Origin of the sequence: Lysinibacillus sp. NPDC094403, from assembly GCF_050278745.1 — a bacterium.
In the GTDB taxonomy this organism is placed as follows: Bacteria; Bacillota; Bacilli; order Bacillales_A; family Planococcaceae; genus Lysinibacillus.
In genome coordinates this window covers 62,067-75,914 of record NZ_JBNNTL010000009.1, presented here as the reverse complement: position 1 = coordinate 75,914, position 13,848 = coordinate 62,067, and the positions used below count along the sequence as shown (strand labels likewise).

Annotated in this window: 11 protein-coding genes; 8 read left to right on the top strand and 3 right to left on the bottom strand. The window is 38.5% G+C overall.

All coding sequences use genetic code 11. From position 1 onward, the window contains the following. Nucleotides 1-31 precede the first annotated feature (31 nt). Nucleotides 32-232 (bottom strand): cold-shock protein, encoded by a 201-nt coding sequence (locus ACQKMV_RS14795; RefSeq protein ID WP_004269397.1) that lies wholly within the window; start codon nt 230-232, stop codon nt 32-34. Between the two features lie 335 nt (nt 233-567). On the opposite strand from ACQKMV_RS14795, the gene ACQKMV_RS14790 reads away from it, so the two are divergent. After that, nucleotides 568-2,247, top strand: coding sequence for a formate--tetrahydrofolate ligase (locus ACQKMV_RS14790; protein ID WP_427504860.1), 1,680 nt, complete (start codon nt 568-570; stop codon nt 2,245-2,247). A 165-nt stretch (nt 2,248-2,412) separates the two neighbouring features. Here the strand turns inward: ACQKMV_RS14790 and ACQKMV_RS14785 are convergent, their stop codons facing one another. Further along, complete coding sequence (locus ACQKMV_RS14785) at nt 2,413-2,634, bottom strand: hypothetical protein (RefSeq protein WP_427504859.1); 222 nt, start codon at nt 2,632-2,634, stop codon at nt 2,413-2,415. Nucleotides 2,635-3,733: 1,099 nt separating this feature from the next. Here ACQKMV_RS14785 and ACQKMV_RS14780 point away from each other — a divergent pair. The 4 genes from ACQKMV_RS14780 to ACQKMV_RS14765 all read left to right on the top strand — a co-directional run bounded on the left by ACQKMV_RS14780 (nt 3,734) and on the right by ACQKMV_RS14765 (nt 9,754). Next, nucleotides 3,734-4,348: an HD domain-containing protein gene (locus ACQKMV_RS14780; protein ID WP_427504858.1), complete on the top strand. Its 615-nt coding sequence runs from the start codon at nt 3,734-3,736 to the stop codon at nt 4,346-4,348. A 570-nt stretch (nt 4,349-4,918) separates the two neighbouring features. Continuing rightward, on the top strand, nt 4,919-6,340 hold the full coding sequence (locus ACQKMV_RS14775; RefSeq protein WP_427504857.1) for an anion permease: 1,422 nt from the start codon (nt 4,919-4,921) through the stop codon (nt 6,338-6,340). A 390-nt stretch (nt 6,341-6,730) separates the two neighbouring features. Further along, nucleotides 6,731-8,617 (top strand): ABC-F family ATP-binding cassette domain-containing protein, encoded by a 1,887-nt coding sequence (locus tag ACQKMV_RS14770; RefSeq protein ID WP_427504855.1) that lies wholly within the window; start codon nt 6,731-6,733, stop codon nt 8,615-8,617. 12 nt (nt 8,618-8,629) lie between these two features. Next, nucleotides 8,630-9,754 (top strand): virulence factor, encoded by a 1,125-nt coding sequence (locus ACQKMV_RS14765; RefSeq protein ID WP_427504853.1) that lies wholly within the window; start codon nt 8,630-8,632, stop codon nt 9,752-9,754. A 157-nt stretch (nt 9,755-9,911) separates the two neighbouring features. Here ACQKMV_RS14765 and ACQKMV_RS14760 read toward each other — a convergent pair whose 3' ends face one another. After that, nucleotides 9,912-10,349 (bottom strand): VOC family protein, encoded by a 438-nt coding sequence (locus ACQKMV_RS14760; RefSeq protein ID WP_427504852.1) that lies wholly within the window; start codon nt 10,347-10,349, stop codon nt 9,912-9,914. 426 nt (nt 10,350-10,775) lie between these two features. On the opposite strand from ACQKMV_RS14760, the gene ACQKMV_RS14755 reads away from it, so the two are divergent. From ACQKMV_RS14755 to ACQKMV_RS14745, 3 genes are read left to right on the top strand one after another with little or no spacing between them, the layout of a single operon-like run. Continuing rightward, a complete protein-coding gene (locus tag ACQKMV_RS14755; protein ID WP_427504850.1) occupies nt 10,776-12,005 on the top strand; it encodes a M20 family metallopeptidase in 1,230 nt (409 codons plus the stop codon). After that, on the top strand, nt 12,005-13,093 hold the full coding sequence (locus ACQKMV_RS14750; RefSeq protein WP_427504849.1) for a tartrate dehydrogenase: 1,089 nt from the start codon (nt 12,005-12,007) through the stop codon (nt 13,091-13,093). The genes ACQKMV_RS14755 and ACQKMV_RS14750 overlap by 1 nt, the downstream gene beginning before the upstream one ends. Nucleotide 13,094: 1 nt before the next feature. Next, nucleotides 13,095-13,841 (top strand): SDR family NAD(P)-dependent oxidoreductase, encoded by a 747-nt coding sequence (locus ACQKMV_RS14745; protein WP_427504848.1) that lies wholly within the window; start codon nt 13,095-13,097, stop codon nt 13,839-13,841. Nucleotides 13,842-13,848: the final 7 nt, after the last annotated feature.

Here is a 13,848-nt window from a genome sequence, read left to right as displayed (position 1 = left end):
GCCGTTCATCCAACGAACAGCTCCTTTGCACTTATAATTTCACAACATTTGACGCCTGGGGTCCTCGATTGCCTTCCACCACATCAAATGATACCTTTTGACCTTCTTCAAGTGTACGGAAGCCTTCCTCTTGGATGCCCGTAAAATGTACAAATACATCTTCTCCATCATCACATTCAATAAAGCCATATCCTTTTTCATTATTGAACCACTTTACGATTCCCTGTTGCATAAGCATTCGCCTCCAATGCGCTTGAATATAGAACTAAAAATCAATTAAGTTGTGACATAATTAAGAAAATGTGAAAAAATGCATTTTCATTAAGAACATACATGAAATGAGCAAAGTTGTCAATTGATTGTCGAAATGCTTGTATAACTAACATGATTTCTTTCACAATAAAGTCTATAATGGAATTAACTTCTTTCAGCAAATTTCTGCTGAAAGAAGTTAAGGCCTCCGGCGGATGTCACAGAATCGGAAAGGAATTCTTTGTGCTAGCACAAAGCCGATTCCGGACGCAATTATGCCGGCATAATTGATCGACAAAGAAAGTAGGATGCCAAATGACAACGACAAATCAACCATTAACAGATTTAGAAATCGCAAATAAAGCGGTTATGAAGCCTATTACAGAAATAGCGAAAGCTGCAGGTATTCCAGAGGATGCACTTGAGCAATATGGTCGCTACAAAGCAAAAATTGATCCATTAAAAATAACAGCACATGGTGAGGATGCAAAGGTTGTATTAGTTACAGCCATTAGTCCAACTCCAGCAGGTGAAGGGAAATCAACTGTTACGGTTGGACTTGCAGATGCACTTCATCAATTGAAGAAAAATGTTGCTGTTGCTTTACGTGAGCCATCACTCGGCCCTGTAATGGGTGTTAAAGGTGGCGCAACAGGTGGTGGATATGCACAGGTTGTACCGATGGAGGATATTAACTTGCATTTCACGGGTGACCTTCACGCGATTACGACTGCGAATAATGCATTATCAGCCTTTATCGATAATCATATCCACCAAGGAAATGTATTAAATATTGACCCTCGCCGTATTATCTGGAAGCGTGTTATGGATTTAAATGATCGCGCCCTTCGTAAAGTTGTTGTGGGCCTCGGTGGTCCTGTTCAAGGAATGCCACGTGAGGATGGCTTTGATATTACTGTTGCATCAGAAATTATGGCAGTTTTCTGTTTAGCTACAAGTATTGAAGATTTACGTGAACGTTTAGCAAGTATCGTAATCGGTTATACATTTAATCGTGAGCCCGTATTCGTGCGTGATCTTCAAGTGGAAGGGGCATTAACATTATTATTAAAAGATGCCTTCAAACCAAACTTAGTGCAAACACTTGAGGGAACACCTGCCATTATTCACGGTGGGCCATTTGCCAACATCGCACACGGCTGTAACTCAATTATGGCGACACAAACAGCACGTAAGCTAGCCGATATCGTTGTGACAGAAGCGGGCTTCGGTTCTGATTTAGGTGCAGAAAAATTCATGAACATTAAAGCACGTAAAGCAGGCTTTAAACCAAGTGCCGTTGTCATTGTGGCTACTATTCGTGCATTAAAAATGCATGGTGGCGTAGCAAAAACAGAATTAGTTGGTGAAAATGTAGAGGCACTTTTACAAGGAATTGCAAACCTAGAGAAGCATGTAGAGACTATTCGTACATTTGGTGTAGAGCCGATTATCGCACTTAATCGCTTTATTACAGATACAGAGGCAGAACTTGCTGCTGTATTAAATTGGTGTCAAGAAAAGCATGTACGCATTGCTCGTACGAATGTCTGGGAGGAAGGCGGAAAAGGTGGTCTAGCCTTAGCTGAACAAGTGCTAGCTGTTCTTGATAAAGAAAACAATTTCTCACCTCTATATGATGTAACAGAATCTATTGAGGAAAAAGTGCGTACAATTGTGCAAAAAGTTTATGGTGGGAAAGATGTGCAATTTACCGACCAAGCGAAAAAACAAATTGCTCAAATCGAAAAATTTGGCTGGGATTCTCTGCCGATTTGTATGGCGAAAACACAATACTCCTTATCCGACCAACCAAGTCTTTTAGGACGTCCTGAAGGCTTTACAATTACCATTCGCGAAGTCATTCCTAAGCTTGGTGCAGGCTTCCTAGTTTGCTTAACTGGGGATATTATGACAATGCCAGGTTTACCAAAAGCACCTGCCGCTTTGCGTATGAATGTTGATAATGAAGGACATGCGGTAGGGTTGTTCTAGATTGAAAGAAATACAAAAGAATATGTAAATGTAAAAGCTGCTCCTTTAAGTTATAAAGGGCAGCTTTTTAACTTCTTTGTGAGGATGTCCAGAAGTTAAGCTTCATGCGGATGTCACTGAATTATGTCAAGGCATAATAGTCTTTGTGAAAAAGGGGGAAGAAAATTAATATCCCCCATATTCAATAAGGAGAAAACTAACTAACCATAAAAAAATTGCAATTCGAATGATTATATTCATTATTTTTTCAAAAAAAGTAAGTTTTCTTTCACGCTTTAATTTTTTTATAAGTCTCACAGAAAAAATTGAACATAAGAGAAGGAATGCTATAGAAATTTGATATATGTTTTCTAACAGGTTTACATTTTCTAACAAGCTTTTCAACATAATCATCCTCTCTTACTAGAATGTATGAGTTGTCTGATTTTAGTATGCTGATACTTTAATAAATTAATAAAAGCTGATTTTATCTACAATAAGTATGATGGGAGCTTTATTGGTTCTTCTGCGGGTTCGTATTACAAACTTTTTGTTCCTATATGGGTTATCATAAACTGCTATCGACTATTACCATCAATATATGTAATTTCACGGTGTTTCCCCAATGTGCATATTATCTCCCGTGTTCAAAACAATTTTTTCCCTTAAGAATGTCTTAGAAGGGAAATAGGGAATAACAAGTAGCAGGGAAAATTGAGATAAGGAGATATATGTCTTTAAAATGTCAATTGAAGAAAAAATAATAAAAGCTGCCATCATCTACAAAAAATAAGATGGGCAGCTTTTACTTTTTCTTCAGCGGGTTGGTATTACATAACATAACTATCGTTCCTACTTCCTTCATAACTTAATACTTCATTTACGGCTTAAATGAAATTCGGAAAAATTGTTGCCTAAAAAAGATTTATCTATTTTTGTTAGCAAGACTTAGATGATTTGACTTTTCGCAAATGTTGGCAAGTAATTGGTATACTATTTGCCATTAATGGGAGGAGTTACGTTCACACATATTCAAGATCATGAATAGAAGAAGGTAACATCTATTAATGATAATAAAATCACACACTTGGCGACATATGCTCAAAGCCTTCAAAACAGTCTAACTGTTTGTTCACTTTTTTCATCATGTACATTCACTATGCGGGTTAAAACAAAGAATTTCTAAGGGAAAGTGTTCACTTTTATTTGTTTTCTTAGATGATTGGTTTTCACTATACGCACGTCATCTTTCAACACATTATTCAATTGTAAGCCCGCTGAAGTTGTTAAATCTGTCTGTCAAAACATAGTTCTTGTACACCACTGAAATAGTGAGCTTACAGAACAAAGTCAGCTGTTCTGTACATTTATCTTACAATATTCTGAAAAATTTGTCAATTGAAAACGACTTTTCAAGTTAATTTTTTTATAAGCCTAGAGGTTACTTAATTACCAACTGTTCTATGCTATACAGTATAATAAAGTATGAAGGGACTGAACAAAGAAAATGAACAATTTAATGGACAAAGTACGGGGAATTTATGAGCAGTTTGATGCTAGTCATGATTTTCAACACATTGAACGTGTTTATCAAAATGCGTTAACGATATTACATACAGAGCCGGAAGCGGATGCAGAAGTCGTGAAAATTGCTGTGCTTTTGCATGATGTAAGTGATAAAAAGTATACCGATAGCAAAGAGCAAGAAAATAAGCTAATTGCCGAGCTACCTTTAAGTGAAGTAAAAAAGCAACATATCCGAGATTGTATTGCACAAGTATCGTATAATGGTGGCAATGAGCTAGAAGCAACTTCTATTGAAGCAAAAATAGTACGAGATGCGGATCGCTTAGATGCGATTGGAGCAATCGGTATTGCACGCACATTTGCCTATGGTGGGGCTAAGGGTCGAAAGCTTTATGATAAGGAAGAGGATGCACGTAAGGATATGACAGAGGAGGAGTATCGTAGTAAAAATACATCCTCAGTTACCCATTTTTATGAGAAGCTATTATTGCTGAAGGATTTAATGATTACAGAGAAGGGCAAGCAAATGGCTAATGAACGTCATCAATTTATGGTACAGTTTTTAGAGCAATTACAAAATGAAATAGGTGAGTAATTACTCACGTTACTAAAAAATAATCCGTTGTCTTTTTCAATAGACAACGGATTTTAATGTTTGAATATTGCTGATTAATTTACTTCGGAAGGAGAATGAATAAAAAACATGTAAGTTTATTTTTTACTTCAATTTTTTCGGCTGCCCCTTGTTCAGGATATGAGTTTGCAATCGTTCCATTACTGTGACATGTTAATCGTTTCTAATTTCAATGTATCCAGCGATCGAATCTTTCGAAGTTGATGTTTTGCTGTCTGAAATGTGGAGGATTGATTCTCACATATAAGCTAATTTAAACGATAGGTGTATTTTTTCAATGGAATTGCACATGCTAATTTTAAATAAAAAGTATCTTATTACCAATAAAATTAACAAAAAGGGAAATATTTCAGAATCGAGGTCATTTTTTTTCTTAGAAATGAGTGAAAACCCTTTTCATCCATTACATAAAGCATATATAATAACTTATGTTTTTTTGACAATGGGGATCTTGATTTAGCTTTATATTAGATTGTGGGAGAATTTCCTTTCAAAATACAATGGGGTAACCGTCAAAGGAGTATTTACATCATGAAAGAAGCAAAAAGCGCAGTTAAGTGGATTCCTTTCTTCATTACCCTTGCTGTTGGAGTGGCTATCTGGTTTTGTCCAGCACCCTCAGGAGTAGATGAAAAAGCATGGCATCTGTTCGCTATATTTGTTGCGACAATTATAGGATTTATAACGAAACCGTTGCCAATGGGAGCTGTATCCATTATTGCTATGGCTATGATTGCCATTACTAATACATTAACCATTGAAGAGACATTAAGCGGTTTTGGCAATTCAACGATTTGGCTAATTGTTATTGCCTTCTTTATTTCTCGTGGATTTATTAAAACGGGACTAGGGGAACGAATTGCTTATGTATTTGTTCGTCTTTTTGGGAAAAAAACTTTGAGTCTGTCTTACTCTTTACTAGCGAGTGACCTAATATTAGCGCCAGCTATTCCTAGTAATACAGCTCGTGCGGGTGGTGTTATTTTCCCAATCATCCAGTCATTATCTCATACTTTCGGATCTAAACCAGAAGACGGTACAGAGCGTAAGATGGGTGCCTTTCTTTTGAAGGTAGGCTTTCAAGGGAATTTAATAACGTCTGCAATGTTTATGACAGCCATGGCAGCGAATCCTTTAATTGTAAAGCTAGCAAGTGATACAGCTGGCGTATCTATTACCTGGTTCGGTTGGGCAATGGCAATGATTGTCCCAGGATTAACAGCTTTAATCGTTGTTCCTTATGTTATTTATAAAATCTATCCGCCTGAAATTAAGGAAACACCTGAGGCAGCAGCTATCGCTAAAAAGAAACTGGATGAATTTGGTCCACTGAAAAGTTCTGAGAAACGAATGATCGTAGTATTTGTTGTTGTGTTGTCGTTATGGATTGGTGGAGACTACTTAGGAATTAGTGCCACTACAGCAGCTCTTATAGGTCTTTCATTGCTGTTATTGTTAGATGTGTTAACATGGGCAGATATTAAAAAGGAAGAAGGAGCATGGGATACACTAGTTTGGTTTGCAACACTATTTATGATGGCATCTTTTATGAACAAACTAGGGCTGATTCCATGGTTTAGTAATGAAGTTGGTGGACTTGTATCTGGGTATAGTTGGATATGGGCTGTTTTAATATTAGCATTAGTCTATTTCTATTCTCATTATTTCTTTGCGAGTTCCACTGCCCATATTAGTGCGATGTACGCAGCATTTTTATCTGTAATGTTGCAAGCAGGAGCACCAGCAATGCTAGCAGCTATATTATTAGCAGCATTTAGTAATTTATTTGGCGCCACTACTCATTATGGTTCTGGTCCAGCACCGGTATTCTTTGGTGCAGGTTATATTGATCAAAAAAAATGGTGGACAGTCGGATTTGTTGTTTCCGTTGTTACCATCCTGATCTTTGTTGTAGTAGGAGGATTATGGTGGAAGCTTCTAGGTTATTGGTGAAATAAATAGCTTCTGTGAGGCTGGGACATAACTAAATGATTCCTTCAAAAAGCCGATCACTAAATTAACAAAACACGATAAATAGAAAAACCGAACTATTCCGAAACACTTCATGAGCACTTCATTGGATAGTTCGGTATTTTTGTTGGCTGAAACACTTTTGTCTCTGCCTCTTTTTTTGAGATTTTTTAGAAGTTCTTTACATACCCTCGCTCTTCTTCATTTTGCTGTTAAATGGGGGAGGCATTTTTTAGATAGCTAAGAAGAGTTTGTTGTCCTTTGTTTACCTGTCATTTGGTGTTATGATAAAAATGGATATCAATAATAAACTACATATAAAAAGTAGTATGGACACTAAACAACACCTAATGAAAGAGATGGACAAGTGTAATGAGTCATTTAATAGTACAAAATTTAACGAAAACAGTGGGCGATAAAACGCTCTTTCAAAATATTGAATTTACGATTTATGAGGGGGAGCGAGCTGGACTAATTGGTATTAATGGTACTGGTAAATCCACATTGCTTTCTATTTTAGCTGGTGAAATCGAAGCGGACTCAATGAATGTTGATCGCCCAAATAAATACCGCACTGCTTATTTACCTCAGGAGCCTACTTTTGAAAGCGGAGAAACTGTGTTACAGGCAGTGTTTGCTGGGGATTCACCTATTTTAAAACTTAATCGTGAGTATGAGGAAACTGTTGCTGCACTTGCGTTAAACCCGACTTCAGAAAGTTTACAAAAAACGTTATTTAGTTTGCAGCATCGTATGGATGAGGAGCAGGCATGGGATGTCAATGCACTTGCTAAAACTGCGCTTACGAAGCTTGGAATTGAAATGTTTGATAAAGAAGTTTTAACACTTTCAGGCGGTCAGCAAAAGCGCGTTGCTTTAGCTAAAGTATTAATAGAGCCGGCAGATCTTTATTTATTGGACGAGCCTACCAACCATTTGGATGTTCAGTCAACGGAGTGGCTACAGGAAATGGTGTTACGATTAAAGGGAGCGGTAATATTTATTACCCATGATCGTTATTTCTTAGATGAGCTATCTACTCATATTTACGAGCTAGCTGACCAAACATTATACCGACATACTGGGAATTATGGGGATTATTTAGAATCACGTGCTATTCGTGAGGAAATGAAAGCAGCTTCTGCACAAAAAGACCGCAACCGTTATCGCTCAGAATTAAAATGGATTCGTCGTGGAGCGAAAGCGCGTTCTACGAAGCAAAAGGCACGTATCCAGCGTTTCGAACAATTAGAGGATAACTTGGAGCGTAAATCTGAGGATGTTTCTCTTGAAATTGGCCTAGCAACAACTCGTCTTGGTCGGAAGGTTTTAGAGGCTGAAAATATTTCAAAGTCTTTTGGCCAACAAAAAATCCTTGATCACTTTTCATTTTTACTACAGCAGGGTGATCGTATTGGTATTATCGGAGCTAATGGTGTAGGAAAATCAACATTATTGAACATGCTAGCAGGTGAGCTTACACCTGATGCTGGTGAAATTCTTGTTGGTTCGACAGTGAAGTTAGCGCATTTCAAACAAACGCTACCAAAAATGAATGAAAATGAACGCATGATTGAATATATCCGAGAAGCTTCAAATGATATAACAGATGCAGAGGGTGTACGCTATTCGGCTGCTCAAATGTTGGAGCGTTTCTTATTCCCGCTTCATGCACACGGTACACCTATCGGTAAATTATCGGGTGGCGAACGTAAACGTCTACATTTATTACGATTATTAATGGAGCAACCAAACGTACTGTTACTAGATGAGCCTACAAATGATTTGGATATTGAAACATTAGGTGTGCTAGAGGATTTCATTGAGCATTTCCCTGGAGTCGTAATAACTATATCCCACGATCGCTTTTTCTTAGATCGAATCGCGAAAAAACTGTGGATTTTAGATGGTCTTGGGCATGTTGATGAGACGCTTGATATTTACAGTGAATATTTACAAAAGCGTGAACAGGAAGCGGCTGTAAAGGTAGAGGCGCCAAAAGTTGAAAAACCTAAGACCGAAAAGCCTAAATCGGACAAGAAAAAATTATCCTTTAAAGAGCAAAAAGAATGGGAAACGATTGCTGAGGAAATAGAAAAGACGGAAACAGCGATTATGGAGACAGAAGAAGGTATCGCCAACGCTGGTGCTGACTTTACAAAGCTACAGGAATTAACGGCGAAGCTGGATGAGCTGAATGCACAATATGAACACCTTATTGAAAGATGGTCATATTTAGATGAAATCGTAAACGGATAAGGAGCGATAGACATGAAGATTATTACAATTGAACCGACGCCAAGTCCTAATTCCATGAAGATTGTAGTTGATACAGAGTTACCTTTTGGCAAAAGCTATAATTTTACAAAGGATAATAAAGATGAAGCAACTGGTGAAGTAGCAGCGATATTAGCAATTGAAGGTGTTAAGGGCGTTTATCATGTCGCAGATTTCTTTGCTGTTGAGCGTAACGCAAAGTACGCGTGGGAAGGTATTTTAGCAAGCATTCGTCAAGTGTTAGGTGAAGACGTACAAGACGTAAACAAAGCACAAGTAGCCAATGAATTTTACGGTGAAGTGTACGTTCATGTGCAGTTTTATAAACAAGTACCACTTCAAGTAAAGGTATTTGATAATCAACGCGAGCACCGTGTAAGCTGTGGTGAGCGCTTTGTAGAGGCTTTCAACAAACTTATTGAGACAGCAGTTGATGAAAATTATATTTTCCAACGTAAATGGATCGACTATGGCGTACGTTATGGAGAGCTTGAGGAAGTTGCGGAAGCAGTAAAAGAGGAAATTGATGTGACATATTCTGAGGAACGTTTAGCAGAGATTGTCACAATGATTAATGATTCTGAGAAAACGATTGAGAAGTCAGCAAAGCTAAAAATTACTGTTGAGCAGTTTAAGCAACCTGAATGGGAAAAACGTTTTCAATTGCTTGACCAAATGGCTGATCCAGAGCCAGATGATTTACCGCTTTTAGATTTGGCGTTACAAGATGAACAAATGTCTATCCGTCGACTGGCAACCGTTTATTTAGGAATGATTGAAGATGTGGCAGTTGTTCCATATTTGGAAAAGGCATTACAGGACAAAAGTGCAGCGGTACGTCGAACTGCAGGAGATTGTATGAGTGATCTCGGCTTCGTGGAATTTGAAGACGCGATGCAGCAAGCATTACAGGATAAAAACAAACTTGTTCGTTGGCGTGCAGCTATGTACTTATATGAAGTGGGTACTGAGAAATCATTAGGTGCATTAAAGGCTGCTGAAGAGGATAAAGAGTTTGAAGTGAAGCTACAAGTAAAAATGGCGATTGCCCGCATCGAACAAGGTGAGGAAGCAAAAGGTTCTGTCTGGAAGCAAATGACAGAATCACGCCAGCAATAAATTGAAACTTTAATCAGTGACCCGTTAATGGGGTAAAATAAATAAACCAGCTCTCTGTTATGAATATAGTTCAACAGAGACGCTGGTTTTCTTTTATTGTTGCTTTTGAAAAAAAGTAAAATTCTCTGCTAATGTTCCAATAAAAATATTAACTTACTTATTTGATTTCCTCAGCCAACTCCAAAATAATTCCTTCTGGACCACGAACGTAGCATAATTTATAACTTTCTTCATATTGCTGTATCTCACTAAAGATTTCCGTACCCTTCTTTTTCAATTTGGCAACAACAGCCTCAATATCTTCAACAGTAAATGCAATATGTCGGATACCCAGTGTATTTGCAAAGGATTGCTGAATATCTTTTTCATCTGACGGTGTAAAAAATTTGATTAGCTCTATCCATGTCTGACCGTCTGGCGTTCCCAATCCTACACAAGCTACTTTAACGTCATTAAGCCCAACTGCATATCCCATTAAATCTCCTTCCATTTCCCATTCGCCTTTCACCTCAAGTCCAAAATCGAGAAAAAACTCTTTAGCGGCAGAGAGATCATTTACGATTACACCCACATGATCTATTCTTTGGATCTTCAAATGTCATACCTCCATTGTTTCTGTTATTTTGCAATATCCTGTATTCAAATTCTAGTATTAACAAAGGAACGATTAATATAATAATAACAGTGAAGAAAAGAATCATTTAACTAATTTTGTATTAAATTATTTTTAAATTCTCTCCCATTTCCCTATAACGGTGTCAATTAGGGATAATTATTCATATTACTTTCCACCTATTTTTTATCAGATCGGAAATCAACCCCACATTATGGTAATTATGCAATCTTTTTTTATCGGAAAACAACATAAGATAGATATTTTTGTTATTTTCTAGCTTTTCACTACTAAACTAAAAGTTAATAGCATTCTATGTATTATTAACAAATTGTCTAATACTTATCTAATAGGACAATGTTAAAATGATTTAAATTCAGAACATTCGCTAAAATAGGGGGCATTTAAATGACAGTAACAAGTTTAAAGACAACAGAATCTTATTTGCGTGACCGGGAAGCAGTTATTGAGCTTACACAGAAACTAGTACGTATAGAGAGCGTTTACCGAGAAGATGATCCAAATGGTAATGAACAAGAAGTTGCGAATTTTGTCGCTCAGTATTTACGTAATATCGGGATTGAAACACATGTTGAGGAGGTTGTGCCAGGCAGGCCAAATGTCATTGGAATTATTGATTCGGGTAAGCCAGGAAAAACACTACTCTTTGAAGGACACACAGATGTTGTTACTGAAGGAAATCGTGAAGCATGGACGTACGATCCATTCGGAGCAGAAATTATTGATGGTCGAATGTATGGCCGAGGCACAAATGATACAAAAGGAAATCTTGCGTGTATGATTACAGCTTGTCAGTCGTTGTTACTGGATCAGGAGGAATTTACAGGCAAGATTATTTTATGTATTCCTTGTGATGAAGAAGGATTAATGCTTGGCATTAAACATTTCATAAAAAATGGTTGGGCAGATGATGTAGATGGGGCCATTATATGCGAACCTCAGGAAAATAATGTAAGTATTGCGCAGCGTGGAGCGATACGTTTGAAGGTAGATATTTTTGGTAAGATGGCGCACGGTGCAATTTCTTGGAGCGGTATTAACCCGAACTGGCGTATGGCACGTTTTATTGTGGAGCTTGAAAAATTAGAAAAAGAAGAGCAAGCACGTTTAGGACGTGATCCGATGCTTAATTGGCCGTCTATTACGCCTACTATTCTACGAGCACCAGTAAAAGGGGATGCGCAAATAAATGTCATTCCTGATCATTGTATGACGACGCTTGATATTCGTACAGTCCCTGCACAGGATCATGATGAGCTTCTCGGTAAAATTGATGCCATTATCAAACGTCTGCAAGCGGATGATCCTGATTTCAAAGTTGAACTAACAGTACTAGACAACCGCCCTGCAACAGCAACAGACAAGGATGATCCTGTTGTACAAGCTATTTATGAAGCAGTCGCAGAGGTAACGGAAAAAGAGCCGAAATATAACGGTGTCCCGGGGGCTACAGATGGAACGTTCCTTCATGTCCATGGAGTACCAATAGTTACCGTTGGAGCGGGTGATCGTGATATCCCCCACCAAATTGACGAATATGTCGATATTGAAGAATTAGCAGAAACAACAGCCATTTACCGTTTGGCAGCATTAAAGTTTTTAGCCGGTAATGCATAATGATTCATACTAAAATCGCAGTCATTCCGGGTGATGGCATTGGAAAGGAAGTTATGAAGGAAGCGCTAAAGGTTTTGAACCATCTTCAAGAACATGATACGTCATTACAAATAGAAACAACAATTTTTCCATGGAGTTCGGATTATTACCTCAAGTACGGGCGAATGATGCCAGACAATGCATTAGATATATTAAAAGAATTTGATGCGATATTATTCGGGGCTATTGGAGATGCTCGTGTTCCAGATGACGTGACGGTGTGGGAATTAATTATGCCGATACGAAAAGGCTTCCAGCAATATGTAAATTTTCGCCCGATTAAATCGCTACCTGGGATAGCCTCACCGCTTGCCAACGGGAGAGACATTGATTTTGTTATTTTCCGAGAAAATGCGGAGGGGGAATATTCCGATAGTGGTGGGCGAATTTATCATAATCAACCACAGGAAATGACGATTCAAAATACGATTATGACACGAATTGGTATAGAAAAAATTGTCCAAGCCGCCTGTGATTATGCCTATAAAAATGGCAAAACAAAAATTACGAGTGCGACAAAATCGAATGCAATTATCCATTCAATGAAGTTCTGGGATGAGCATGCTAAGAGAATTCTAGCACAAAGCTCACCAGCACTAGAGTTAGAATCTATCTATATCGATGCTTTAGTAGCTTATTTCGTAGAGCGACCACAAGATTTTCAGGTTGTAGTTGCCTCCAATTTATTCGGAGACATTTTATCAGACTTAGGGTCAGCCATTGTTGGGGGGCTTGGATTGTCACCGTCAGCTAATTTAAATCCGGAGAAAGATTTCCCATCAATGTTTGAGCCTGTGCATGGGTCAGCACCAGATATTGCAGGAAAGGGCATAGCAAACCCAATTGCACAAATTTGGTCACTTGCATTGTTACTCGGACATATCGGAAGACCGGATATAGAACAGTTAATTGTTCATGTCATTGAGACGGTTCTTCGAGAAGGGGTTGTGAAAACTGCAGATATTGGTGGACAGGCTACAACAGCGCAAATGGGTGATGCGATTTGTCAGGAGATTATTAAAATGAATTTAGCGGCAAGGGGTGTATAGCATGACAGCAGAACAACAGGTTATTATCGTCACAGGTGCAGGGGGCGGTATGGGGAAAGCTATAATTCAGGAACAGCTTGCAAAAGGCAATATTGTAGTAGGGCTCGATTTATCAGTAGCTTCTCTAAACGATTTAGCACAGGATGCATTGCAATGTTTAGAAGTCAATGTCTTGCAAGAGGAACGCGTGAACGAAGTGTTCAAGCAGGTTTTTGACAAGTATGGTCGGATTGATGGACTTGTCAATGCGCTCGGTATAGCGCAGTCAGCAACTCCGCTTGAGCAAGTAACGATGGACGAGTGGGATCGGTTAATGGATGTCAATGTTAAAAGCTTATTTATTACGACAAAGGCAGTCGTTCCTTACATGAAGCAGCAGCAAAAAGGTTCAATTGTCACAATCGCTTCCATTTCTGCTGTACGTCCACGCCCAGGTTTGCAGGCTTATATCGCTTCTAAAGGGGCAGCGGAGAGTTTTACGCGTGGTTTGGCTATTGAGTTAGCACCGTTCCAAATACGTGTTAACACGATTCACCCAGGGCCAGCCGATACACAGATGCTCGCTCAATTTACGGCACAAGGAGCGGACATCGAGCAAACAAAGCAGAGTGTCTTTGTTCAATCGGTCCCCCTTGGGCGTTTAGTGAATCCAGCAGACATTGCAGGAGCAGTAAGTTATTTACTCTCTAATGCAGCGGGCATGGTTACAGGAACGACCTTACATGTAGACGGTGGTCGCGGACTTTAGGAGGGAT